The organism is Streptomyces sp. NPDC051452 (genome assembly GCF_044454765.1).
In the GTDB taxonomy this organism is placed as follows: Bacteria; Actinomycetota; Actinomycetes; order Streptomycetales; family Streptomycetaceae; genus Streptomyces.
The window spans coordinates 167199-189726 of record NZ_JBITEB010000013.1 but is presented as its reverse complement, the minus strand read 5'-3'; the positions used below and the strand labels follow the sequence as shown (position 1 = coordinate 189726).

Annotated in this window: 15 protein-coding genes and 1 pseudogene; 9 read left to right on the top strand and 7 right to left on the bottom strand. The window is 72.8% G+C overall.

Annotation, left to right across the window (positions count from 1 at the left end; genetic code table 11):
• The first annotated feature begins 270 nt into the window (after positions 1-270).
• From ACIBA9_RS27420 to meaB, 4 genes are all read left to right on the top strand, one after another.
• Complete coding sequence (locus ACIBA9_RS27420; protein WP_399366998.1) at positions 271-1974, top strand: hypothetical protein; 1704 nt, start codon at positions 271-273, stop codon at positions 1972-1974.
• 455 nt (positions 1975-2429) lie between these two features.
• The gene (locus tag ACIBA9_RS27415) at positions 2430-4247 is read left to right on the top strand and encodes a methylmalonyl-CoA mutase family protein (RefSeq protein ID WP_399366996.1); all 1818 of its coding nucleotides are present in this window, start codon (positions 2430-2432) and stop codon (positions 4245-4247) included.
• Positions 4247-6421, top strand: coding sequence for a methylmalonyl-CoA mutase (scpA, locus tag ACIBA9_RS27410; protein ID WP_362157863.1), 2175 nt, complete (start codon positions 4247-4249; stop codon positions 6419-6421). Before ACIBA9_RS27415 ends, scpA begins: the two co-directional genes overlap by 1 nt.
• Before the next feature lie 6 nt (positions 6422-6427).
• A complete protein-coding gene (meaB, locus tag ACIBA9_RS27405) occupies positions 6428-7438 on the top strand; it encodes a methylmalonyl Co-A mutase-associated GTPase MeaB (protein ID WP_399366994.1) in 1011 nt (336 codons plus the stop codon).
• Positions 7439-7470: 32 nt separating this feature from the next.
• Here the strand turns inward: meaB and ACIBA9_RS27400 are convergent.
• The 4 genes and pseudogenes from ACIBA9_RS27400 to ACIBA9_RS27385 all read right to left on the bottom strand — a co-directional run.
• A pseudogene (locus ACIBA9_RS27400) lies at positions 7471-7726 on the bottom strand ((2Fe-2S) ferredoxin domain-containing protein); the annotation flags it as partial.
• A 73-nt stretch (positions 7727-7799) separates the two neighbouring features.
• The gene (locus tag ACIBA9_RS27395; RefSeq protein ID WP_399366992.1) at positions 7800-8606 is read right to left on the bottom strand and encodes an SDR family NAD(P)-dependent oxidoreductase; all 807 of its coding nucleotides are present in this window, start codon (positions 8604-8606) and stop codon (positions 7800-7802) included.
• 97 nt (positions 8607-8703) lie between these two features.
• Positions 8704-10215 carry a glycoside hydrolase family 71 protein gene (locus tag ACIBA9_RS27390; protein ID WP_399366990.1) on the bottom strand — a complete coding sequence of 504 codons (1512 nt, stop codon included), beginning with the start codon at positions 10213-10215 and terminating at the stop codon, positions 8704-8706.
• A gap of 115 nt (positions 10216-10330) precedes the next feature.
• A complete protein-coding gene (locus ACIBA9_RS27385) occupies positions 10331-11542 on the bottom strand; it encodes an LCP family protein (protein ID WP_399366988.1) in 1212 nt (403 codons plus the stop codon).
• Between the two features lie 283 nt (positions 11543-11825).
• On the opposite strand from ACIBA9_RS27385, the gene ACIBA9_RS27380 reads away from it, so the two are divergent.
• The gene (locus ACIBA9_RS27380; RefSeq protein WP_399367083.1) at positions 11826-13319 is read left to right on the top strand and encodes an exopolysaccharide biosynthesis polyprenyl glycosylphosphotransferase; all 1494 of its coding nucleotides are present in this window, start codon (positions 11826-11828) and stop codon (positions 13317-13319) included.
• A gap of 74 nt (positions 13320-13393) precedes the next feature.
• Here ACIBA9_RS27380 and ACIBA9_RS27375 read toward each other — a convergent pair whose 3' ends face one another.
• A complete protein-coding gene (locus ACIBA9_RS27375; protein ID WP_399366986.1) occupies positions 13394-14338 on the bottom strand; it encodes a GDP-L-fucose synthase family protein in 945 nt (314 codons plus the stop codon).
• A gap of 152 nt (positions 14339-14490) precedes the next feature.
• Here ACIBA9_RS27375 and gmd point away from each other — a divergent pair, with 152 nt between their 5' ends.
• From gmd to ACIBA9_RS27360, 3 genes are all read left to right on the top strand, one after another.
• Complete coding sequence (gene gmd / locus ACIBA9_RS27370; protein WP_362157847.1) at positions 14491-15504, top strand: GDP-mannose 4,6-dehydratase; 1014 nt, start codon at positions 14491-14493, stop codon at positions 15502-15504.
• A gap of 179 nt (positions 15505-15683) precedes the next feature.
• Positions 15684-18407, top strand: coding sequence for a LamG-like jellyroll fold domain-containing protein (locus ACIBA9_RS27365; protein ID WP_399366984.1), 2724 nt, complete (start codon positions 15684-15686; stop codon positions 18405-18407).
• 126 nt (positions 18408-18533) lie between these two features.
• Positions 18534-19226, top strand: a complete 693-nt coding sequence (locus ACIBA9_RS27360; RefSeq protein WP_399366982.1) for a hypothetical protein — start codon at positions 18534-18536, stop codon at positions 19224-19226.
• Here the strand turns inward: ACIBA9_RS27360 and ACIBA9_RS27355 are convergent.
• Positions 19205-20332: a glycosyltransferase gene (locus ACIBA9_RS27355; protein ID WP_399366980.1), complete on the bottom strand. Its 1128-nt coding sequence runs from the start codon at positions 20330-20332 to the stop codon at positions 19205-19207. The two genes, ACIBA9_RS27360 and ACIBA9_RS27355, sit on opposite strands and share 22 nt — an antisense overlap.
• Positions 20329-20868, bottom strand: coding sequence for a putative colanic acid biosynthesis acetyltransferase (locus tag ACIBA9_RS27350; RefSeq protein WP_399366978.1), 540 nt, complete (start codon positions 20866-20868; stop codon positions 20329-20331). Before ACIBA9_RS27350 ends, ACIBA9_RS27355 begins: the two co-directional genes overlap by 4 nt.
• Before the next feature lie 124 nt (positions 20869-20992).
• Between ACIBA9_RS27350 and ACIBA9_RS27345 the strand changes: the two genes are divergently transcribed.
• The gene (locus tag ACIBA9_RS27345) at positions 20993-22501 is read left to right on the top strand and encodes a hypothetical protein (protein ID WP_399366976.1); all 1509 of its coding nucleotides are present in this window, start codon (positions 20993-20995) and stop codon (positions 22499-22501) included.
• Positions 22502-22528 lie beyond the last annotated feature (27 nt).

The following is a 22528-nucleotide window of genomic DNA, read 5'->3' as shown; positions in this document are numbered from 1 at the left end:
CCGACCTGACTCGCACTCGATGCCTGCACCAGCCAATTCTTACGCCAAGTCACCCGTTCGGCCCAACAACGACACGATGCGCGACCGGGCCGGTTGCCGCCAAAGCGGTGAGAGTCGGGTAATATGCCTGGTTTTTCCAGTTTCTTACCGCCCTCACACCGGACTCTTCACGGGTGGCCCCCGCCCGCTCACCGGCCGCCAGTAGCGTCCGGACCCGTGCACTTGGCAGAAACACTTCAGGTGACACCCGGTCGGCGGACACGGTCGGCGGTGTCCGCCGCTTCGGGGGACCCGGCGGAAGACGCCCGGGGTCCAGCGCAGTGGCACCGCGTGCTGACGCTGCTCGCCGACATCAGCCTGTTCATCGGCACGCGCGCGGTGTGGACCCAGGCGGCCACCCACCAACCGGCCCTCGCGGGCGTCATCTCCGTCTGCTACGCCTCGGTCCTGGTGACCGGTGTGCTGGCGCTGACGGTCCGCCGGACGCGCTCGCTGGCCCGTCTGGACCTGGTGGTGCTGGTCACCGCGATCACCCTCGCGCTGTGCGCCTGGGCACTGAACCACGCCGGCGGCGACGAGGCGGCCCTCACCACCCAGGCCGCCCGGGAACTGGTCCACGGGCACGCCGTGTACGGGCGGCCGTGGCCGTGGCTGTTCCACCAGCCGGGCGTCGCCCTGACCCAGACGGCGGACGGCGGTTACGACTTCACGTACGGCTATCCGCCGCTGGCCCCGCTGCTCACCGTCCCGTTCCTGTGGCTGGGCCACGGCGGTGCCCCGGCCACCGCGGCGGCGACGTGCGCACTGGCCGTGGGCGCGGTGGTGCTGTGGCGGCTGCTGCCGGTGCCCTGGCGTTCGGCGGCCACGATGTGCTGCCTGGGCTTCGGCTTCCTGCCGATGTACGCCCGTCAGGGCTATCCGGCGATCATCGGCATGGCGCTGCTGATGCCGGTGGTGGTGCGCTGGTCCCGGCTCGGTGCCCGCGGCCGGCTGGGCGCGGCCGGGATCGCGCGGGCCGCGTGTCTGGGGGCGGCGTGCGCGGCGCAGCAACTACCGTGGTTCGTCGCGCCGTTCCTGCTCGCCGGGATCCACGCCGTGCGCCGCGGCGAGCTGGGCGGGCGGGGGGCCTGGCGGGTGCTGCTGCGGATCACCGGGATCGCCGCCCTGACCTGGGCGCTGGTCAACGCCTACTTCGTCGTGACCGCGCCCGGCCCATGGCTGCGGGGCATCTTCCTGCCGCTGACCCAGGGCGCGGTGCTGCACGGACAGGGCCTGGTGGGCGTCTCGTTGTACTTCACCCGTGGCAGCGACCGGCTGGACTGGTACAGCCACGCCAGCGTGCTGCTCGCGGCGGGCCTGCTGGCGCTGTTCGTGCTGTTCGTCCGGCGGCTGGGGCCGGCCGCGACCGTACTGCCCTGGTGCGCCTTCTACGTGGCGACGCGCTCGCAGGACGGCTACTACCTGATGATGACGCCGCTGTGGCTGGCCGCGGCGGTCACCGTGCCCCTCACGGAGTTCACGCGGGCGTGGCAGCCGCGGCCCCGCCCGTTCACCGGTCCGCGCCGGCGGCCGGCACTGGCCGCGGCCGCCGTACTGCTGCTGGCGCCCGCGTCGGCGAGCGCGATCCTCGCGGTGTCGGGGCGGCCGCCGCTGCGGATGGAGGTGACGGCGGCACGGCCGTCCTCGGGGCGCTCGCTCACCTCGCTGACCGTGCGGGTGACGAACACCGGCGACACCGCGCTCACCCCGCACTACATGCTGACGGCGGGCCAGGGGCTGGGCCGCTACTGGCCGCGCACGCACGGCCCGGCCACGCTCCGGCCACACGAGACGGCGACGGTGCGCCTGCGACCCCCCACCGGCACCTTCACCCTGCCCACCGCGACCCAACCCCGCCTGCGCCTGCGCGCCTTCACGGCCGCTCCCCAGACCCTCTCCACCCAGGTCCTACCCACCCTGAAGCCCACCCACTGACCCGGGGCCCCGACCCGGCACCAGCCCGCCGGCCGACGGCCCGCCGCCGCCCGCCGCCACGCCCGTGGCCGACCACGGCCCCCGAACCCGGCTACCGGCGCGCCCGACCCCCGGCCCCCGTCCTCGCCCACGGCCCGGGCCGACCCCGCGGCACACCCGGCATGCCCCGCCCGGCACGCGGACGGCAGCGGGAAGGGTCCGGTCCGCACGGCCGGCGGGGCGCGCGGGCAGCCCTCGGCCCGGCGAGCGGACCCGACGGCCCAGGCCTCCCTCACGGCCCTCGAACACCGCGCCGGCACGTGCGAGCGGGGGCGTATCGGTCCTTGTCGGGCGGTGTGGGCCGGCTTCGGGACACGCCGTCGGTGGCGGGAGAGGCGCAGGTCATCACCGCAAGAGGAGAAACCTCACAGCGCTCGCTCTGCACGGGTTCGAGCGGCCTGCCCTAGCATCCGAGCATGACGGTCCTGCCTGACGACGGGCTCTCACTGGCCGCCGAGTTCCCTGACGCGACGCACGAGCAGTGGCAACGCCTGGTCGAGGGTGTACTGCGCAAGTCCGGCAAGGAAGTCTCGGGCGCGGCAGCTGAGGACGCTCTGTCCACGACACTCGAGGACGGGCTGCGCACCCGCCCCCTGTACACCGCGCGCGACGCCGCGCCCGACGCCGGCCTGCCGGGCTTCGCCCCGTTCGTACGGGGCAGCCGGCCCGAGGGCGGCATCGCGGGCGGCTGGGACGTCCGGCAGCGGCACACCACGCTCGCCGGCGGTACGGCGGACGCCGTGCTCACCGACCTGGAGAACGGCGTCACCTCGCTGTGGCTGGTGCTCGGCAGCGGCGGTATCCCGGTCTCCGAACTGGGCCGGGCCCTGGACGGCGTCTACCTCGACCTGGCGCCGATCGTGCTGGACGCGCGGGCCGAGACCGAGGCCGCGGCCGGCGCACTGCTCGGGCTGTACGAGGAGCGGGGCGTCGACCCGAAGGCGGCACGCGGCAATCTGGGCGCCGACCCACTCGGCCACGAGGCCCGCACCGGCACCCCGCAGAACTTCGCGCCCTTCGCCGAGCTGGCCGCGCGCTGCGCCGAGACCTACCCGGCCGTGCGCGCCCTGACCGTGGACGCGCTGCCGTACCACGAGGCCGGCGGATCGGCCGCGCAGGAGCTGGGGGCCTCCCTGGCCACCGGCGTGGCCTATCTGCGGGAGCTGACCGAGGCGGGACTCTCCGTCGAACAGGCCGCCGGGCAGCTGGAGTTCCGGTACGCGGCGACCGCCGACCAGTTCCTGACGATCGCCAAGCTGCGGGCCGCGCGCCGGCTGTGGGCACGGATCGCCGAGGTCTGCGGGGCCCCCGGCGCGGGCGCCCAGACGCAGCACGCGGTGACCTCGCCCGTGATGATGACCCGCCGCGACCCGTGGGTGAACATGCTCCGCACGACGATCGCGACGCTGGCGGCCGGCGTGGGCGGCGCCGACTCCGTCACGGTGCTGCCCTTCGACCACACCTTGGGCCTGCCGGACGCGTTCGCCCGCCGTATCGCGCGCAACACGTCCACCATCCTGATCGAGGAGTCCCACCTGGCCCGGGTGATCGACCCGGCGGGCGGCTCCTGGTACGTCGAGCGGCTCACCGACGAACTCGCCCACTCCGCCTGGGCGTTCTTCCGGTCCATCGAGGGCGACGGCGGCCAGGCGGCCGTGCTGCGCTCCGGCCGGCTGGGCGCGGACCTGGCGGCGACATGGGCGGAGCGCTCCGAGAAGCTCGCCAAGCGGCGCGAACCCATCACCGGGGTGAGCGAGTTCCCGCTGCTGTCCGAGAAGCCGGTGCGGCGTCAGGCGGCACCCGAGCAGCCGTCCGGCGGGCTGCCGCGGGTGCGCCGGGACGAGGCGTACGAGGAGTTGCGCGCCCGCTCCGACGCGCATCTGGCGGCGACCGGCTCCCGGCCCCGCGTCTATCTCGCCACGCTCGGCTCGGCCGCCGACTACACCGCGCGCTCGACGTTCGCGGCCAACCTGTTCCAGGCGGGCGGCATCGAACCGGTCGCCGAGGGCGGCTTCGAGGACAGCGGCGCCACCGAGGCCGTGCTGTGCTCCAGCGACGCGCTCTACGCCGAACAGGCCGCGCCGGCCGCCGAGGCGCTGCGCGCGGCCGGCGCCCGGCACGTGTTCCTCGCGGGCCGCCCGGCCGACCATCCGGGCGTCGACTCGTACGTCTTCGCGGGCTGCGACGCCGTCGCCGTGCTGTCCGCGACCCTCGACCGCATGGGAGTGTCCTGATGGGAATCCCCGACTTCTCCGGCATCGAGCTGGGGACCCCGGTCGCCGACGGCACGGCCGAGGAGTGGCGTACGGCCGTGAAGCGGGCCACCGGAGGCGAGGAGCCGCTGTGGGAGACCCCGGAGGGCATCGGGGTCAAGGCGCTGTACACCGGCCGTGACCTGGAGGGCCTGGACTTCCTGGACACCTTCCCGGGCATCGCGCCGTATCTGCGCGGACCGTACCCGACCATGTACGTCAACCAGCCCTGGACGATCCGCCAGTACGCGGGCTTCTCCACCGCCGAGGAGTCCAACGCCTTCTACCGGCGCAACCTGGCGGCCGGCCAGAAGGGCCTGTCGGTCGCCTTCGACCTGCCCACCCACCGGGGTTACGACAGCGACCATCCGCGGGTGACCGGTGACGTCGGCATGGCGGGCGTGGCCATCGACTCGATCTACGACATGCGGCAGCTGTTCGACGGCATCCCGCTGGACAAGATGACCGTGTCGATGACGATGAACGGTGCCGTGCTGCCGGTGCTGGCGCTGTACATCGTGGCGGCGGAGGAGCAGGGCGTAGCGCCCGAGAAGCTGGCCGGGACCATCCAGAACGACATCCTCAAGGAGTTCATGGTCCGCAACACCTACATCTATCCGCCGAAGCCGTCGATGCGGATCATCTCCGACATCTTCGCGTACACCTCGCAGCGGATGCCCCGCTACAACTCCATCTCCATCTCCGGCTACCACATCCAGGAGGCCGGGGCGACGGCCGACCTGGAGCTGGCGTACACGCTCGCGGACGGTGTGGAGTACATCCGGGCGGGCCGGGAGGCCGGCCTGGACGTGGACGCGTTCGCGCCCCGGCTGTCGTTCTTCTGGGCGATCGGCATGAACTTCTTCATGGAGGTCGCGAAGCTCAGGGCGGCCCGGCTGCTGTGGGCCAGGCTGGTCTCGCAGTTCGAACCGAAGAACAGCAAGTCGCTGTCCCTGCGCACCCATTCGCAGACCTCGGGGTGGTCGCTGACCGCGCAGGACGTGTTCAACAACGTCACGCGCACCTGTGTGGAGGCGATGGCGGCTACCCAGGGCCACACCCAGTCGCTGCACACCAACGCCCTGGACGAGGCCCTCGCGCTGCCGACCGACTTCTCGGCGCGCATCGCCCGCAACACCCAGCTGCTCCTCCAGCAGGAGTCGGGCACCAACCGGGTCATCGACCCGTGGGGCGGCAGCGCCTATGTGGAGCGGCTGACGTACGACCTGGCGCGCAAGGCCTGGGCGCACATCCAGGAGGTGGAGCAGGCGGGCGGTATGGCGCAGGCCATCGACGCCGGCATCCCCAAGCTGCGCGTGGAGGAGGCGGCGGCCCGTACCCAGGCCCGCATCGACTCCGGGCGACAGCCGGTGATCGGCGTCAACAAGTACCGCGTGGACACCGACGAGCAGATCGAGGTCCTCAAGGTCGACAACTCCTCCGTACGCACCCAGCAGATCGAGAAGCTGCGGCGCTTGCGGGCGGAGCGGGACGAGAGCGCGTGCCGGGACGCGCTGGACGCGCTGACCCGGGCGGCCGACGGTGACGGCAACCTGCTGGAGCTGGCGGTCCACGCGGCCCGCGCCAAGGCGACGGTCGGCGAGATCTCCGACGCCCTGGAGAAGGTGTACGGGCGGCACGCGAGCCAGATCCGTACCATCTCCGGCGTGTACCGCAACGAAGCAGGGGAGTCGCCGTCCGTGGACCGCACCCGTGCCCTGGTGGACGCCTTCGAGGAGGCGGAGGGTCGCCGGCCGCGCATCCTGGTGGCCAAGATGGGCCAGGACGGCCACGACCGCGGGCAGAAGGTGATCGCGACGGCCTTCGCCGACCTCGGCTTCGACGTGGACGTCGGCCCGCTGTTCCAGACGCCGGAGGAGGTCGCCCGGCAGGCGGTCGAGGCGGACGTGCACGTCGTCGGGGTGTCCTCGCTGGCCGCCGGTCACCTCACGCTCGTGCCGGCGCTCCGCGAGAAGCTGGCCGAGGAAGGCCGCGAGGACATCATGATCGTGGTCGGCGGGGTGATCCCCCCGCAGGACGTGCCGACGCTGCTGCAGATGGGCGCAACGGCCGTGTTCCCGCCGGGGACGGTGATCCCGGACGCGGCGTACGACCTGGTGCGGCGGCTGTCGGCAACCCTCGGCCACGACCTGTAGGGCCCGATGGCAGCGATCGATCTCGACACGTATGTGAAGGGTGTTCTCGACGGCAAGCGGGCCCTTGTCGCCCGTGCCATCACGCTCGTGGAGTCCACCCGGCCGGCGCACCGGGCGCTGGCGCAGCGGCTGCTCACGGAGCTGCTGCCGCACAGCGGCCAGGCGCGCCGGATCGGCGTCAGCGGGGTGCCGGGCGTGGGCAAGTCGACGTTCATCGACGCCTTCGGCACCCGGCTGACCTCGCTGGGGCACCGGGTCGCCGTGCTTGCCGTGGACCCGTCCTCGACCCGCACGGGTGGCTCCATCCTGGGCGACAAGACCCGGATGGAGCGCCTCGCGGTGGACCCGGACGCCTTCGTGCGGCCCTCCCCCAGCGCGGGCACGCTGGGCGGGGTCGCGAAGGCCACCCGGGAGTCGATGGTGGTCATGGAAGCGGCGGGCTACGACGTGATCCTCGTGGAGACCGTCGGCGTCGGCCAGTCCGAGACCGCGGTCGCCAACATGGTCGACTCGTTCCTGCTGTTGACGCTGGCCCGCACCGGCGACCAGTTGCAGGGCATCAAGAAGGGCGTCCTGGAGCTGGCGGACGTGATCGCCGTCAACAAGGCGGACGGCCCGCACGAGCGCGACGCGCGGGCGGCGGCGCGGGAGTTGGCGGGGGCGCTGCGGCTGATGCACGGCAAGGACGCCTTCTGGACGCCGCCGGTGCTGCACTGCAGCGCCCGGGAGGCCACCGGCCTGGACACGGTGTGGGACCGGCTGCAGCAGCATCGTGCGCTGCTCGACTCCACCGGGCGGCTCGCCGCCAAGCGGCGGGACCAGCAGGTCGACTGGACCTGGTCGATGGTGCGTGACGAACTGCTGGGCCGGCTGCACGCCGACCCGGCCGTACGCTCCCTCGCGCCGGACCTCGAACAGCAGGTGCGGCAGGGCCGGTTGACGGCGACGCTGGCCGCGGAACGCATCCTGGAGGCGTTCGAGGGGGGCACGGCTCCCCCGGCGGGGCCCGAGGACTGAGGACCGACGCCTCGGGACGGCCCGGGGCCGAGGCGCGGCGGTGTGAAGGTGTACAGGTCGAGGACGTCCGGCGGCGGCGCGATGCCGGGCCGCCCGCGCGCACCCGGCGGCGGAGGGCTGGACGACGACGTTCGCCCGCTCGTACACGTCGAGGCAGGCGGATACGCGCACCGGCACCTCCGCACGCGGGCGCGCGGTCTGCGTGCGGAGGTCCACCCCGGTCACCTTGGTGGTGCCACAACAGCGGTCCCGGCACACGGCGACCCGGCACGGCGCGGGTCCGGGCACCGGTGCAGGTGGGTCGTCGAGCGTGCCGTCAGCCGGTCGTTCGGGCCTGGCGGCCGGGTGACCGCCGTCGTGGTCAGCGCGGCTCGACGTGGAAGTCGAAGCCGAGCGTCCCGGGGTCCAGGGCGGTGGCCCCGCCGTCGACGGTGAGCACGGCACCGTTGACGTAGGAGGCGGCCGGGGACAGCAGCCAGACGATCGCCTCCGCCACCTCGCGCGGCTCCCCGGGCCGCCCCAGGGGCAGCGCCCGGGTCGCCTCCGCGTACCCGGCCCCGACGCCCCCGTCACCGAGGCCGGCCTCCTCGGCGAAGCGCGCCATGCGCCGGTCGGCCATCTCGGTACGCACCCAGCCGGGGCACAGGATGTTGGCCCGCACCCCCCGACTCCCGTAGTCGACGGCGACGGAACGGCAGAGCTGGAGCAGGGCCGCCTTGGAGGTGGCGTACGGGGCGTTGCTGGTGCCGTTGCGCAGCGCGGACACCGACGCGACGGCGGCCACCGCGCCCCGGCTGCGCAGTAGATGGGGCATGGCCGCGCGCAACAGCAGCAGTGGGCCGGTGACGTTGGTGCGCATCACCTCGTCCCAGTCCGCGAGCGACAGATCGCCCACGGCTCCGCCGCGCCCGATGCCCGCGTTGAGCACGAGTCCGTCGAGCCGTCCGTAGGCGTCCAGCGCCGCCCGTACGAGACGCTCGGCGGCGTCCGGATCACCGACGTCGGACGGGCAGGCCAGCGCGCCGGTCTCCCGTTCGACCCGCCGCAGGGGCTCCTCCCGGCGACCGGAGACGACCACCTGGTGACCGCCTTCGCGCAGCAGCCGGGCCGTCGCCTCCCCGATGCCCGATCCGCCACCGGTCACGATGACAACACGCTGGTCCACCACTGCCGTTCAGCCCCCTGAGCCGAGATCCCCCATCACAGGACACCGTCGAGCCTAGGCCCCCGGCGCGGAAGCGGCCCGGGTGGGCGTGCTTGGGGGGTCAGCGGCGGCTGGAGGCCGCGTAGTACTGGAGGTCCTGCACGGTGACCGTGCGGCGGACCGGATAGCGGGTCGTGACGGCGGCGACGGTGTCGTCCGCGCCACGGACCACCACCTCGGTGCGGCCGGGGCTCAGCGGCAGGTCCTGGGCGTACGCGCCGACGGGTGCGCGGTAGGTGTGCGGCACGGTGCCCACGCGCGCGGAGACGGTGGCGGGCGCCGTCAGGAAGGTGAGCAGCTCCACCTGGTCGCGCGGCGGCGCGGTACCGGGCCGCGGCCGCATCAGCCGGGGCTGGAGCGCGGCGCCGCCGGCGTCCGTGAACTGGACCCGCGAGGTGACGTAGACGGTGTCGCGGACGATCCGCGGCCAGGCGCCGGTCTTGAAGCGGGTGAGGTAGTACGAGGAGATGTCGAGGTAGGCGTGGCCGTTGTGCAGCGAGGGGGCGAACTGGCTGCCCTCCGAGTAGTCGTTCCAGGTGGTGAGCTGTACCCAGTCCGCCCCGTCGGAGATCGCGTGGTTCCAGGTCGAGCGCAGGGTCGCGGTGTTGCCCGCCTCGTCGTAGACGCCCTGGTTGGGCCGGGCGTCCTGCACGGAGACGGCCTGCATCCACTTCTTGCCCAGGGAGTGCGCGAGCCGGATGTCGCCGGGGACGTTGTCCTGCCGGGTGTAGCTGCGGTTGCCCCAGGACGAGAAGGCGTGGCTGATCGGCGCGAACCTCTCGGCGTTGGCGCGGAAGTCCAGGAAGACCGGGACCAGCGCGGTGCCGACGCCGTGCTCGCGCAGCCGCTCGACGACCCGGCTCCACCAGGCCGGGTCCTGGGCCTCGGCCTTGAACGGGGAGACCACGAGGCGCCCGTCGGCCAGCCGGTAGGCGGACGGCGACGCGGCGAGCAGCGCCAACTGGTCGGCCAGCGTGGCCGGATCGGTGTGCAGGGAGGTCATGTCCGGCATCAGGACGATGCGGAACCCCGGGTCGACGCGCCGCGCCGCGCGCAGCAGCAGGTCGACGCGCTCGCGGTTGGGCCCGGTCAGGGAGAGGATGTCGACGGTGAATCCGTCGAGTCCCGCGTCCCGGGCGGTCCTCACCTCCCTTTCCAGGTTGGCGAGTTGCCAGTCGCCGCCGGAGGGCGGCACAGGTGACGGCCGGTCGCGCAGCAGCCCGCCGTAGGCCGCGTGCCGGCCCTGTTCACCTTGGGGGGTGAGGTAGTTGCGGGTGTAGTAGTCGCGCCCGGCGGGTTGGTTGTCGAGGGAGAGTGGATACGGCGGGAAGTAGTGCGCGAAGACCAGATGGTGGCTGTGGCGCAGCACATCGGCGGTCGGCAGGTCGAAGGGCAGCGCCGTGGTGTGTCCCCGGTCGGCGCGGGGCGCGGTGTCCCCGCGGTCCAGGGCCAGCCCGGTGCCGGCGATCACGCCGATCAGGAGCAGGCCGATCAGGGCGCCGAGCGCGCCGCGCCGGCGCCGGCTGGACGGTCTGCGATGCCGGCGCGCGGGACGAGCGGGGTGATCCGTCATGGTGTTGTCCTCCGCGGGCGCCGGTGGGGCCACCGGCGCGAACTTTAGTGCACGCGCCGCCCGTTGTCCGGCGAACCGCCATCAGAGGTGCATCCCGGGCGATCATCGCCGCGGTTCAGGGGGTGGTGGCTCCGAGCCGGTCGGCGTCGTGCGACTGCAGGTAGACGTCGAGGGCGTCCTCCCGCATGGATCGCCACAGTTGGGCGCCGGCGCCCGAGTCAAGGAGCACCACGGACTGGCCGGAGATGGTGCCGGTCCCCTTGGCCGGGGCGTTCATGAACACCATGTTCCCGGGCCGGACCTTCTTGTTGTCCCACAGCAGGGCCCGCAGGTCGCCGTCGCCGAGCCGGTCGTCGACGCTCACGGCGGCGGTGAGGTCGTCCAGCACCTCGGTGGCCTTCAGCGGGTTGGAGAAGGTCGAAGGGCGCATGACCTTCGCCAGCACCGTGCGCAGGAAGTACTGCTGGCGGTGGGTGCGGTCGAAGTCGCCGCGGGCCAGGTGATGGCGCTCGCGCACATAGGTCAGGGCCTGCGTGCCGTTCATGTGCCGGCTCGCGCCGTCCACGACGAGGTCCACCCCGCCCACCGAGTCGGTGAGCTTCTTGAAGCCGTCCCAGTCGATGACGGCGAGATGGTCGACGCGCACCTTCGTCAGCCGCTGCACGGTGTCGATGAGCAGCGGCGGTCCGCCCCAGGAGAAGGAGGCGTTCAGCTTGGCCTTGCCGTGTCCGGGGATGTCCACCCACGCGTCCCGGGGCAGCGAGACGACGTACGCGCCGGAGTGGTCGGCCGGGAGGTGGACCAGCATCATCGTGTCGCTGCGCTGGGCGCCGTACTTCCACTCGGGGGCCTTGGCGTCACGCCCCGTGGTCGGCAGCGCGGAGCGGCTGTCGACGCCGACGAGGAGGAAGGTCTGGCCGCCGTCGGAGGGGGCCGGCTGTGCCGCCGCGGGGACCTTGGTCGGGAAGACACCGGAGATGCGGTCCACCCTCCCGGTGTAGTGGTCGACGGCCCACCAGGCCACCCCGCCGACCAGGAGCAGGCCCACGGTGAGCAGCACGAGCGCCCCGAGCAGCACCCGGCGCACGCGACTGCGGCGACGCCGGGGCCGGGTCCGGGTGCCCGGTGTGTCCGCGCCGTCTGCGCCGCGCTGCGGCGGCACGGTCGCCGGGCCGTGGGCGCCGTCGGCCGGACCGGGCACCGCAGCGCCGGAGGCTTCCGCCGCACTCGCCGGCCCCGCGCCCGTGCCCGTCGGCGGAACCGTCCCCGGATCCGCGCCTTCCTTCCGGCCCGAGGATTCGGCCTCGGCCGTGTCCCTGTCCCCCATCACGCACCCCCACGTCGACGCGGTGCGGCCCCTTCCGCACCGGGCGCACACTGTAGCCAGCGCGTTCGATGTCCGTACGGTTTTCCACCACACGATCGCCCACGCCGCCGCCTCCGCATGGGCCCAACCGGAGTGCGGGGAGCGGGATTTCGCACGGCTCGGTACTTCTCGATGTCGTTCGCGTAAACGCTCCCATGCGTGCACAAGTTTGCCGTACTGTTCACCGTCGTGCCACATGTTCGACGATTATGTGTTCGCGACGTGCGGCGATTCGTGCCGCGGAATGTGCCTGGGGGGGTACATGTGGGATGTTCAGGCCGCTGAATCCGACAGATCACGCGAGGCGCGTTCGCGGGCGCGCGCCTCACTGTGGAGAGGACGCAAGTCCCGCTGGTACGTGCCCGTTTCGCTGATCACCGATCTCGTGGGGGCCGGGGTGCCGGTGACGCTGGTCTGCGTCGCCGCGGACCAGCCGTGGGCGGTGCCGAGCGGCGTCGTCGCCGCTCTCGCCTGGACCGGGGTCCAGTTGTTCCGTTCGCGGTACGCGGCGCGGGCCATCGGCGAGAGCCGGGGCACGCTGCCGGTGCTGCACGACTGGTGTGTCCTGCTGGGGGTGCTCGCGGTGGCCCACGCCACGGCGGGGGCGCGGTTGCGCGCGCCGCTGTGCCTGGTGGCGCTGCTGCCCGCCCTGCTGCTGACCCTGGTGTGCCGCAAGGCGGTGTACCGCCACCTCGCGTCCGTGCGGCACCGGGCGCAGGCGGTGATCAAGGTCCTGGTGGTGGGCGAGCCCACCGCGGCGGACGACGTCACCGCGCACCTCGCCGCGCGCACCGACCATCCCTATGTGGTGGTGGGCGCCGTCCCCGTCGGGCAGGGGCCGTTCACCGCGGGGATCCGCACCGGGGCCCGGCTCGCCGCCACCGTGCCGCACTCCGCCGCCGAGGACGCCGATCTGGTCGTCCGCGCGGTGCACCGGCTCGGCGCCGATCTGGTGCTGGTCGTCCCGGGCGCCGCGCTCTCCGGGGAGCGGCTGCGCCGGCTGTCCTGGGGCCTGCACGACGCCGGTGTCGAACTGTTCGTCGCGCCCGGTCTGGTGGAGGTGTCCGTCAAGCGCCTGGAGACCGCGTCCGCCGGCGGGATGTCGCTGCTGCGCGTGGCCCCGCCGGTGCGCGAGGGCGTGCAGCCCTTGCTCAAGGAGGTACTGGACCGCGGCACGGCCGCCCTCGGCCTGCTGGTGCTGGCGCCGGTGCTGCTGGTGGTCGCGGCCGCGGTCAAGGCGTCGTCGCCGGGGCCGGTGTTCTACCTCCACGAGCGCGTCGGCCGGGCCGGGCAACCCTTCGTGATGTGGAAGTTCCGCACCATGCGGGTGGGCGCCGACCGCCAGAAGTCCGCGCTGGTGGAGGACAACGAGCATGACGGCCCGATGTTCAAGATGCGCCGCGATCCCCGGGTCACCCGGGTCGGCCACTGGCTGCGCCGCACCTCGCTCGACGAGCTTCCGCAGCTGGTCAACGTCCTCAAGGGTGACATGTCCCTGGTAGGTCCGCGGCCGCCGCTCGCCGATGAGGTGGCCCAGTACACGCCGGTGGAGCGGCGGCGGCTGACCGTGCGGCCGGGCATGACCGGGCTGTGGCAGATCAGCGGACGTTCCGATCTCTCCTGGGACGAAACGATTCAGCTGGATCTCAGCTACGTCGACAACTGGTCGTTCACCAGCGATGTGGACGTCATGGCCCGCACGTTCCGCGCCGTCGTCGACGGCCGCGGGGCGTACTGAGAGCGCCGCCCGTGTCGGCGCGATGCCCCGGCGCACGCGGCGCGGCGCCGGGGTCCGCGCACCCTCACGAGCCGTCAGCCGTCGAGGCCGCCTCGCCAGTGGGCGTAGGTGGCGGCGATGCCGTCGCGCAGCGGGACCGCCGGCTTCCAGCCGAGCGCGGCGAGCCGGGAGATGTCCAGCAGCTTGCGCGGGGTGCCGTCGGGCCGGGTCGTGTCCCAGGCGATCCGGCCGGTGAAACCGGTCACCTCGGCCACCGTGGCGGCCAGTTCGCGGATGGTGAGGTCGCTGCCGCAGCCGACGTTGACCGGTTCGTCGCCGTCGTAGGAGCGCAGCAGCACCGCGCAGGCGGCGGCGAGATCGTCGACGTGCAGGAACTCCCGGCGCGGGGTGCCGCTGCCCCACAGCACGACCTCCTCGCGCCCCTCGGCGGCGGCCTCGTGGAAGCGGCGGATCAGGGCCGGCAGGACGTGCGAGGTCTCCAGGTCGAAGTTGTCTCCGGGGCCGTAGAGATTGGTCGGCATGGCGCTGATGTACGAGGCTCCGTACTGGCGCCGGTAGGACTGCACCTGCACGATGCCCGCGATCTTGGCGAGGGCGTACGCCTCGTTGGTGGGTTCCAGCGGTCCGGTCAGCAACGCGTCCTCGGTGATCGGCTGGGGAGCGTGCTTGGGGTAGATGCACGACGATCCCAGGAAGAGCAGGCGGCCCACCCCGGCGGCGTGGGACCCGGCTATGACGCTGAGCTGGATCTGGAGGTTCTCCTCCAGGAACTGCACCGGCCGGGTGCTGTTGGCCATGATGCCGCCGACCTTCGCCGCGGCGAGCACCACGGCGTCGGGACGCAGCACGGCCAGCTCGGCCGCCGTCGCGGCGGCGTCCCGCAGATCCAGTTCGGCGCGGGTTCGGGTGAGCACCTCGTGTCCGTCGGCGGTGAGCCGGCGGGCCACGGCGGAGCCCACCAGGCCACGATGGCCGGCGACGAAGACACGAGCACGGTCGGGCAGCAGCGATGCGGTCATGAGCCGGATCATGCCAGGACCCGGGTGATCAGTCCGCCCGGATCGTCAACTCTACTGAAATTTCCTGTAGTTCACGACATACGGCCCGCGCACGGCGGGCGTACGGACCGGATCGGCCCGCGGGGCGGATCCGGCGGGGAGGGGAACACCGCATGGCCAAGACCGCGCTGATCACGGGCGTGACCGGACAGGACGGGTCGTACCTGGCGGAGCTGCTGCTGTCGAAGGGGTACCGGGTGCACGGCCTGGTGCGGCGGTCGTCCAGCTTCAACACCGAGCGGATCGACCACATCTACCAGGGGCCCCAGGAAGCCGAGCGCCGCTTCGTGCTGCACCACGCCGACCTCTCCGACGGGGTGGCGCTGGTGAACCTGCTGCGCGGGATACAGCCGGACGAGGTGTACAACCTGGGCGCCCAGTCCCATGTGCGGGTCTCCTTCGACGCGCCGCTCTACACCGGCGACGTGACCGGGCTGAGCACGCTGCGGCTGCTGGAGGCGATCCGGGCCAGCGGGGTGGAGACCCGCATCTACCAGGCGTCGTCCTCGGAGATGTTCGGTGCCACACCGCCCCCGCAGAACGAGGACACCCCCTTCCACCCGCGCAGTCCGTACGGCGCCGCGAAGGTCTTCGCCTACTGGACCACCGTGAACTACCGTGAGGCCTACGGCATGTTCGCGGTCAACGGGATCCTGTTCAACCACGAGTCCCCGCGCCGCGGCGAGACCTTCGTGACCCGCAAGATCACCCGTGCCGTCGCCCGGATCAAGGCCGGCCTCCAGGACCGCCTCTACCTCGGCAACCTGGAAGCGGTCCGCGACTGGGGATACGCGCCCGAGTACGTCGAGGCGATGTGGCGGATGCTCCAGCACGACGAGCCGACGGACTACGTGGTCGCCACCGGAGTCCCGGCCACCGTACGGCAGTTCGTGGAGACCGCGTTCGCCCACGCCGGCCTCGACTGGGACGCGTACGTGCGCTACGACCCCAAGTACGAGCGTCCCAGCGAGGTCGACGCCCTGATCGGTGACGCGTCCAAGGCACGCGAACGGCTCGGCTGGAAGCCGTCGGTGCTGGTGGAGGAGCTGGCCCGGATCATGGTCGACGCCGATGTGCGGCTGGTGGAGGATCAGCTCGCGGGCGCGGCGGTACGCATCGACCGCTGACGCGGGGGTCGCGAACAGCACGCTATTTCCCACTGGATGAGTCAAGTACGCCCCATGGCGTGTCATGTACTCGTATGGTGCGCGGGCGAACAAGTTCATGCGACCCGTCCGGACCGGGGAATCCGGCGGGCTCGTCGAGGCAGGGGGCCCGGGAGCGGGCCCCGGAAGCCGGGGGGTACATGCATAGATCAAGAGGGCTCAGCGCCGCCCTCGTCCTGTCCACGGCCGCGGGTCTGGGCCTGGTGGCCCTGCCACAGCCGGCCGCAGCGCTGACCTCGCCCGTCGCCTTCACCGCCGACGATCTGCCGACCTGGCAGACCAACGGCATCGTGTGGGCACTGGCGGAGGCACACGGCACGGTCTTCGCGGGCGGCACCTTCTCACAGGTGCGCCCGCCCGACGGAGGATCCGGCACCGCGCAGAACGCGGTGAACTTCGCCGCGCTGGACGCGGCGACCGGCGCCCCCACATCCTGCAAACTGTCCTTCACCGTCGGCAGCGGCACCGCCACCGTGCGCGCGCTCGCCGTCTCACCGGACAAGAAGACGCTGTACGCGGGCGGCTACTTCGGCGCGGTCAACGGCACCCAGGTCAGCAGCCTGGCCGCCATCGACATCGCCACCTGCACACCCAAGGCGAACTTCCATCCGAGCGTCTCCGCCACCGTGCGGGCCCTCGCGGTCACCGACGACACCGTCTACCTGGGCGGGGACTTCACCTCGGTCGGCGGCAGCGCGCACGCGCGCTACGCGGCGGTGGACGCCGCCAGCGGCGCCGTCAAGCCGTTCCAGGCGGACGTCGACGAGCCCGGCCGGGCCGTCGCGGTCACCCCGGACGGCAAGGACGTGATCCTCGGCGGTGACTTCTTCACCGTCAACGGCGCGAGTTCGCACGCGCTGGCCGTCGTTGACGCCGCCACCGGCGACAACGTCCGCGCCTATCCGGGGTTCATCGAGACCAACTCGGTGGTCAAGGCGCTCGACACCGACGCCACCGGCTTCTACACCGGCAACGAGGGCACCGGCGGCGGTGTCTTCGACGGCCGTATCGCGCTCGATCTGTCCACGCTGAACCAGCGCTGGCGCGACACCTGCCTGGGCGCCACCCAGGCCGTCAAGTCGTACCAGAGCGTGCTCTACAGCGCCTCGCACGCGCACGACTGCTCCAGCGTCGGGGAGTTCCCCGACGGGCGCCGCCACCACCTGCTGGCGGAGCCGACCAGCGGCACCAACAAGCTGGGCTGGTTCCCGGACACCAACGACGGTCTCGGCGAGGGCATCGGCCCGCGCGCCATGGCGATCTCCGAGACCTCCGGCAACAAGTACATGTGGGTCGGCGGGGAGTTCACCACCGTCAACGGCGCCGCGGCCCAGGGCCTGACGCGCTTCGCGGCCTCCCCCGACACCGGTGCGCCGACGGTGCCGTCGGCGAGCGCCGAGTCCGTGAAGCCGACCGAGGCGCACGTCCGCTGGCGCGCAAGCGTCGACACGGACGACACGAGGCTGACGTACAAGGTGTACCGCAACGGCGGTGCCACGCCGGTGTACACGGTCGGCGGCGACTCCGTGGAGTGGTCGCGCCCGCAGCTGTCGTTCACCGACAAGAACGTCACCGCCGGTTCCACCTACAGCTACCGGGTGACCGCCACCGACGGCGCGGGCAACACCTCCGCGCTGTCCGCCGCGGCCACGGTGACGGTGCCGACGTCTGCCCAGAAGTACGCCGCGAAGGTGATCGACGACGGCGCGAACCTCTACTGGCGCTATGACGACGCCACCACCCCGTTCGTCGGCGACACCTCGCCCGCCGACCAGAGCGGCATCCAGCTCAACGGGCCCTCGCTGCGCCAGACACCGGCCGCCGTGACCGGTCCGTCCACCGCCATCGGCTTCGACGGCAACAACCAGATCGTCTACAGCGACAAACGCACCACGGTGCCCGGCCAGTACTCGATCGAGACCTGGTTCAAGACCACCACCGACCGGGGCGGCAAGCTGGTCGGGTTCGGCGACAACACCACCCGGACCAGCGGCAATTACGACAAGCACGTCTACATGCGCAACGACGGCCGGCTGGTCTTCGGCGTGTGGACGGGCACCGCCCGCACCATCACCTCACCGAGCGGCTACAACGACGGCTCCTGGCACCATGTCGTCGCCACCCAGGGCTCCTCCGGGATGGCGCTGTACGTGGACGGCAGCCAGGTCGGCACGCTCGCCGAGACCGGTAACCAGAGTTACAGCGGCTACTGGCACGTCGGCGGCGACAATCTCAACGGCTGGCCGAACCAGCCCTCCAGCAGCTACTTCGCGGGGCAGATCGACGAGACGGCGATCTACCCGTCGGTGCTGAGCGCGGCCCAGGCGCAGAGCCACTACGCCCTGGCCTCGGCCCCGGCCGACAGCGTGCAGACGGTCCGCGCGTCGGCCGACACGTACGTCAACGCCGGTGCCGGCGGCACCAATTACGGCACGTCGACCTCGCTGGCGGTGCGCGGCAGCGCGGCGTACGAGACGTATCTGCGCTTCGACCTGCCGTCGGCCCCGGCCGGTACGGTGCTCAAGAGCGCGCGGCTCGCGGTGAAGACCACCACGCTGAGCAGCGCCGGCAGCACGGACGACATCGCCGTGCGGCCGGTCACCGGGAGCTGGACGGAGGCGGGCACCACGTACGCCTCCAAGCCCGCCGTGTCCTCGACCGCGGTCGGCACCCTGAGCGGAGCCACGGACGTCTCGGCGCTCTACTCGGCGTCCCTGGACACCGCGGCGCTCACCCCGTCCCTGGGCGGCGGTTACGACTTGGCGCTCACCAGCACCGGGACGGACGCCCTGTGGGTGTGGTCCCGGGAGGCGTCGGCCGCGGAGAACACCCCGCAGCTGGTGCTGACCTTTGGAGCGCCGTAACCCTCAGCGCCTCCCGCGTGCGGGGCACCGGACCACGGACCGGCGCCCCGCACGCCCCGCCCGGGCCCGCACGCGCCGTGCGGGCCCGACCCGTCTTCCAGGCCCTTCGGGGCCGCAGGAGCCACCATGCGCACTCGCACCCTCCGGCCTCATCGCCGTGTCGCCGCCGGCGCCCTCGCCCTCACCGCCCTCCTCGCGCTGGCCGGCTGCGGCTCCGGCGGCGACACGGACGCGAAGCCGCACCCCACCCGGCGTGTCTCCGACGAGCAGGCCGCCGCCGTCCCCGACGACCAGGCGAGCCCCGCCACCGGGAGCCCCGCCGCGCCCTCGAAGGGCCCGGTCCTGCCCGACGCGAGACTCACCCCGGCGACCGGCTCGTTCACCGCCCGGCAGAAGCAGTATCTGCACGGCCGCGTGCCCGCCGACATGGACCCCGCCGCCGTGCTCCAGGTCGGCCAGGAGGCCTGCCAGCGCATCGAGCGCACCGCCGCACACGACAGGAACGCTGCGGTCGGCGCACTGATCACCGGGGACGTGCCGTCCGCCGCCGACGCCATCGACCAGCTGTGCCCGAAGGAGAAGCCCCTGCTGAAGGCAGCGGCGGCCGGCTTCGCCGACGGCACGCGCAAGAATCCGAAGGCGGGCGCCTACCGGGCGCTGACCAGCGCCGCGGGCTGCACCTGGAAGGCGCTGGGCGTGGGCGACAAGGTGCTGGCCTCGGGCCCGGGTACCGGCGACACCCGGCGGGTGACCGCGAAGATCCCGGCCGGGACCCGGACGTTCGTCTCGTCGGGCTGCTACGCCTGGCTTCCCGCGTAGGCCCGCTCGTACACGTCGAGCAGGGTGTCGAGGACCGCGTCCATGGAGAACGTCCCGGCGGTGAGCCCCCGGGCCGCCGCCGACGCGGTCCGGCGCGCGGCGGGCTCCAGCAGGTCGAGCACCGCCGGGGCGATCCCCCGCGGCTCCCCTACGACCCGTCCGGCCCCGGCCCGGTCGACATCGCGGGCCAGGCCGTTGGAGTCGGTGATCACGACCGGTGTGCCCACGGCCATCGCCTCCAGCACCGACATCGGGAACGGTTCGTCCACGGACGGCAGCACATAGACGTGCGCCCGGCGCAGCTCCTCGGTCATGCGCGCACCGGTGAGCGGGCCCGGGCAGCCGACCTGCGCCGCGAGTCCCAGCTCGTCGATCCGCCGCCGTACCGCCGCGAGTTCGCCCTCGTCGGGGCCGGCCACGACAAAGGTCGCCCCGGGGTGGCGGGCCAGGATCGCGGGTGCGGCGTCCACCAGGTCGACGGGTCGCTTGCGGGCCTGTAGCCGGGCCGCGTAGAGGATGCGCGGCGGCCCGTCGGGGGTCGGTCCCCCGGGCTGCGCGGGGACGCCGTTGACCAGGCGGACGGCACGGTCGAGGCCGGTCCCGCCCACCACGGCTTGCAGATCACGCAGTTCACGGGTGGTCAGGTGCAGCACGGCCGCGGCACCGCGCAGCACCCGGCGCACCGCGACCGCGTCCAGGAGCCGGGCCGACAGTCGCTCGCTCGGGTCGACCATGCCGTGCGTCTGCACCACCAGCGGCCGTCCGGCGCGCAGGGCGGCCAACGCCAAGGGCAAGGTGACCAGATCGCGCGCGAGATGCACGTGCACCACGTCGGCCCGCCGCACGAGGCGGTGGGCGCCGGCAAGCAGCGACGGGGACGTCAGACCGCTGAAGCCCAGCGGCAGGACCCTGCGCGCCTGATGCAGCCGGGCGGGCACGCCCTCCACGTCCTCGGGCAGTGGCCGTTCGAAGCCGTCGGCGAGCGCGGTGAGGCGGGCGTCGTGCCCGCGTGCGCGCAGCCCCTGACAGAGGTTGAGGGCGACCCGTACGGGGCCGCCGAAGGCGTGGGTGGTGCTGTGCAGGGTGACCGCGTGCAGCACTCTCACACCGGCTCCTCGACGGGACGGCGCCGGTTGTCGGCGCTGTGCAGGGTGAGTTCGGGCAGGTCCGTGTGGAGGACGGCACCGGCGCCGACGACGGCGCAGCGGCCGACCTTCACCCCGGCGAGCACGGTGGCGCGGGCCGCGATCCAGGCACCGTCGTCCACGGTGACCGGCGCGTTGCGGTACCGGAAGTCGGCGGCGCGGTGGTCATGGCCGCCGGTGCACAGCAGGGCCTCCTGCGAGACACATACCTGGGCGCCGAGGGTGACCGGCTCCAGGTTGAGGATCCAGGCCCCCTCGCCGATCCAGGTGTGGTCGCCGACCGTCAGCTTCCACGGCCACAGCACCCGCACCCGGTGCCGTACGAGCACCCCGGTCCCGATCTCGGCGCCGAAGGCCCGCAGCAGGGCCACCCTGACCCGGGCCGGAGTGAACCAGGCCATGAAGACCGTGTTCATCACCGCGAACCAGAGCGCCTGGACCAGCCGGCCGCGCCCCTTGTCATAGCCGGCCAGCGTGAAGGCCGTAAGGTCACGCATCGTTCGATCCCCCCCAACGACGTCTCCCCGGACGCCACTTCGCCACACTGTAGTGGCGATCCGTTCACCACGGGCCGGGCGTCGGTAGACTGCGGCGGGGATCTTTCTCGGGGGCGGGGGCGCCATGACGCAAGCGACGGACCGAAGCGCTGCGGCACGGCCCGGGGCGCCGGAGCGCGGCCTCCACGAGCGCGCCGCGCTGCCGTCCTTCTCCCCGCGCACGCTGCTCTCGCGCGCGCTGTCGGTCCCGCTCGTGCTCGGCTTCTCGGTGTTTCTGCCGCTGCTCGTGCTGGTCCAGCCCGGCACGGGGCTGCGCGACTCGGCGCTGTGGATGCAGCTGGCGCTGACCATGTACGCGGGCGTCCGGCTGTCGGCGATGATCCTCACCAGCCGCCGCAAACTGCTCGCCGGTTCGTTCTGGCTGTTCGTCTACATGGCGATGGGGGTGGCGCCGCTCGCCCAGGCCGTGCTGGGCCGCACACCGACCCCGGTGGTGGGGGCGCGCACCGATCTGACCGAGGCCGTCTCCCTCGTCCTGATCGGCTGTGTCGCCTTCGACGTCGGCTCGCTGCTGGCCCGCCAGCGGCCGGGCCGGGAGCGGGACGACCGGCTGCGGCCGGCCCTGGTGCACCGGCGACGGCTGTATCTGCTGACCGTGGCGGCCTTCGTCGGCTCGGCGCTGCTCGTGGTCAAGCTGGGCGGCCCCGCCGTGTTCTTCACCAGCCGCCAGGAGATCATCAGCAGCGTCGAGGAAGCGGGGCTCTCCCAGGCCGACTCGCAGGCGGGCCAGGCGATCGTGCGGGGCTTGGGCACCGTGCCCGCGCTCATCGCCTGGCTGGCGTACACGCGGTGGCTGGTGACCTCGCGGCGGGCCCGCCGCTCCGCGGTCGTCATCGCCGTGTGGCTCGCGCTGTGCGCGCTGAACGCGGTGGTCAACAACCCGATCTCCAACCCGCGTTTCTGGTTCCTCACCGTCCTGTTCTCGCTGCTGTTCACCGTCTTCCCGGTGAGTGCCGCGCTGTACCGGATCGCGCTCAGCCTGGGCGTGGTGGTGGCGCTGATCGTGTTCCCGTTCGCGGACCGGTTCCGTTACGACGACGCCAACTACCGCCCGATCCAGACGACTTCACCTCTGGAGCCGCTGGCCCTGAAGGACTACGACCAGGTCGGCATGTTCGCCAACACCATCACCTATGTGCGGTCGGGCCCCGGCCACACCTACGGCCGTCAGCTCGCCGGCGCGGTCCTGTTCGCGGTGCCCCGGTCGGTGTGGCCGGGCAAGCCGATGGACACCGGGGTGATGGTCGGCCAGTGGATGGGGGCGACCAACACCAACCTCTCGTCGCCGGTGTGGGCCGAGCTGTGGATCGACTTCGGCCCGGTCGGCATGGCGGCGGGGTTCATGGCCCTCGGGTACGCGGCGGCCCGGGTCGACCGCCGCTACGCCCGCCGGGCGGTGCGCCGGGCCCCGCCGGGCAGTCTGATCGCGCTGACCGTGCCCCTGGTCGCCGGCTACTCCTTCATCCTGCTGCGGGGGCCCCTCCTCCAGGCATCGGGCCGCGTGGCCATCGCGGCCTGCTGTATCGCCCTGATCACGACATTCCGCCAGGACCGGACGACCGGCCTCCGCTGAGGGCACCGCCCACCGGTGGCTGGGGGT

Excerpts from the sequence above, each read along its gene's own strand:
- ACIBA9_RS27415 (WP_399366996.1), top strand. The coding sequence starts at position 2,430 with ATGACGGTCCTGCCTGACGACGGGCTCTCACTGGCCGCCGAGTTCCCT.
- scpA (WP_362157863.1), top strand. The coding sequence starts at position 4,247 with ATGGGAATCCCCGACTTCTCCGGCATCGAGCTGGGGACCCCGGTCGCC.
- meaB (WP_399366994.1), top strand. The coding sequence starts at position 6,428 with ATGGCAGCGATCGATCTCGACACGTATGTGAAGGGTGTTCTCGACGGC.
- ACIBA9_RS27390 (WP_399366990.1), bottom strand. The coding sequence starts at position 10,215 with ATGACGGATCACCCCGCTCGTCCCGCGCGCCGGCATCGCAGACCGTCC.
- ACIBA9_RS27385 (WP_399366988.1), bottom strand. The coding sequence starts at position 11,542 with ATGGGGGACAGGGACACGGCCGAGGCCGAATCCTCGGGCCGGAAGGAA.
- ACIBA9_RS27380 (WP_399367083.1), top strand. The coding sequence starts at position 11,826 with ATGTGCCTGGGGGGGTACATGTGGGATGTTCAGGCCGCTGAATCCGAC.
- ACIBA9_RS27375 (WP_399366986.1), bottom strand. The coding sequence starts at position 14,338 with ATGACCGCATCGCTGCTGCCCGACCGTGCTCGTGTCTTCGTCGCCGGC.
- gmd (WP_362157847.1), top strand. The coding sequence starts at position 14,491 with ATGGCCAAGACCGCGCTGATCACGGGCGTGACCGGACAGGACGGGTCG.
- ACIBA9_RS27365 (WP_399366984.1), top strand. The coding sequence starts at position 15,684 with ATGCATAGATCAAGAGGGCTCAGCGCCGCCCTCGTCCTGTCCACGGCC.
- ACIBA9_RS27360 (WP_399366982.1), top strand. The coding sequence starts at position 18,534 with ATGCGCACTCGCACCCTCCGGCCTCATCGCCGTGTCGCCGCCGGCGCC.
- ACIBA9_RS27350 (WP_399366978.1), bottom strand. The coding sequence starts at position 20,868 with ATGCGTGACCTTACGGCCTTCACGCTGGCCGGCTATGACAAGGGGCGC.
- ACIBA9_RS27345 (WP_399366976.1), top strand. The coding sequence starts at position 20,993 with ATGACGCAAGCGACGGACCGAAGCGCTGCGGCACGGCCCGGGGCGCCG.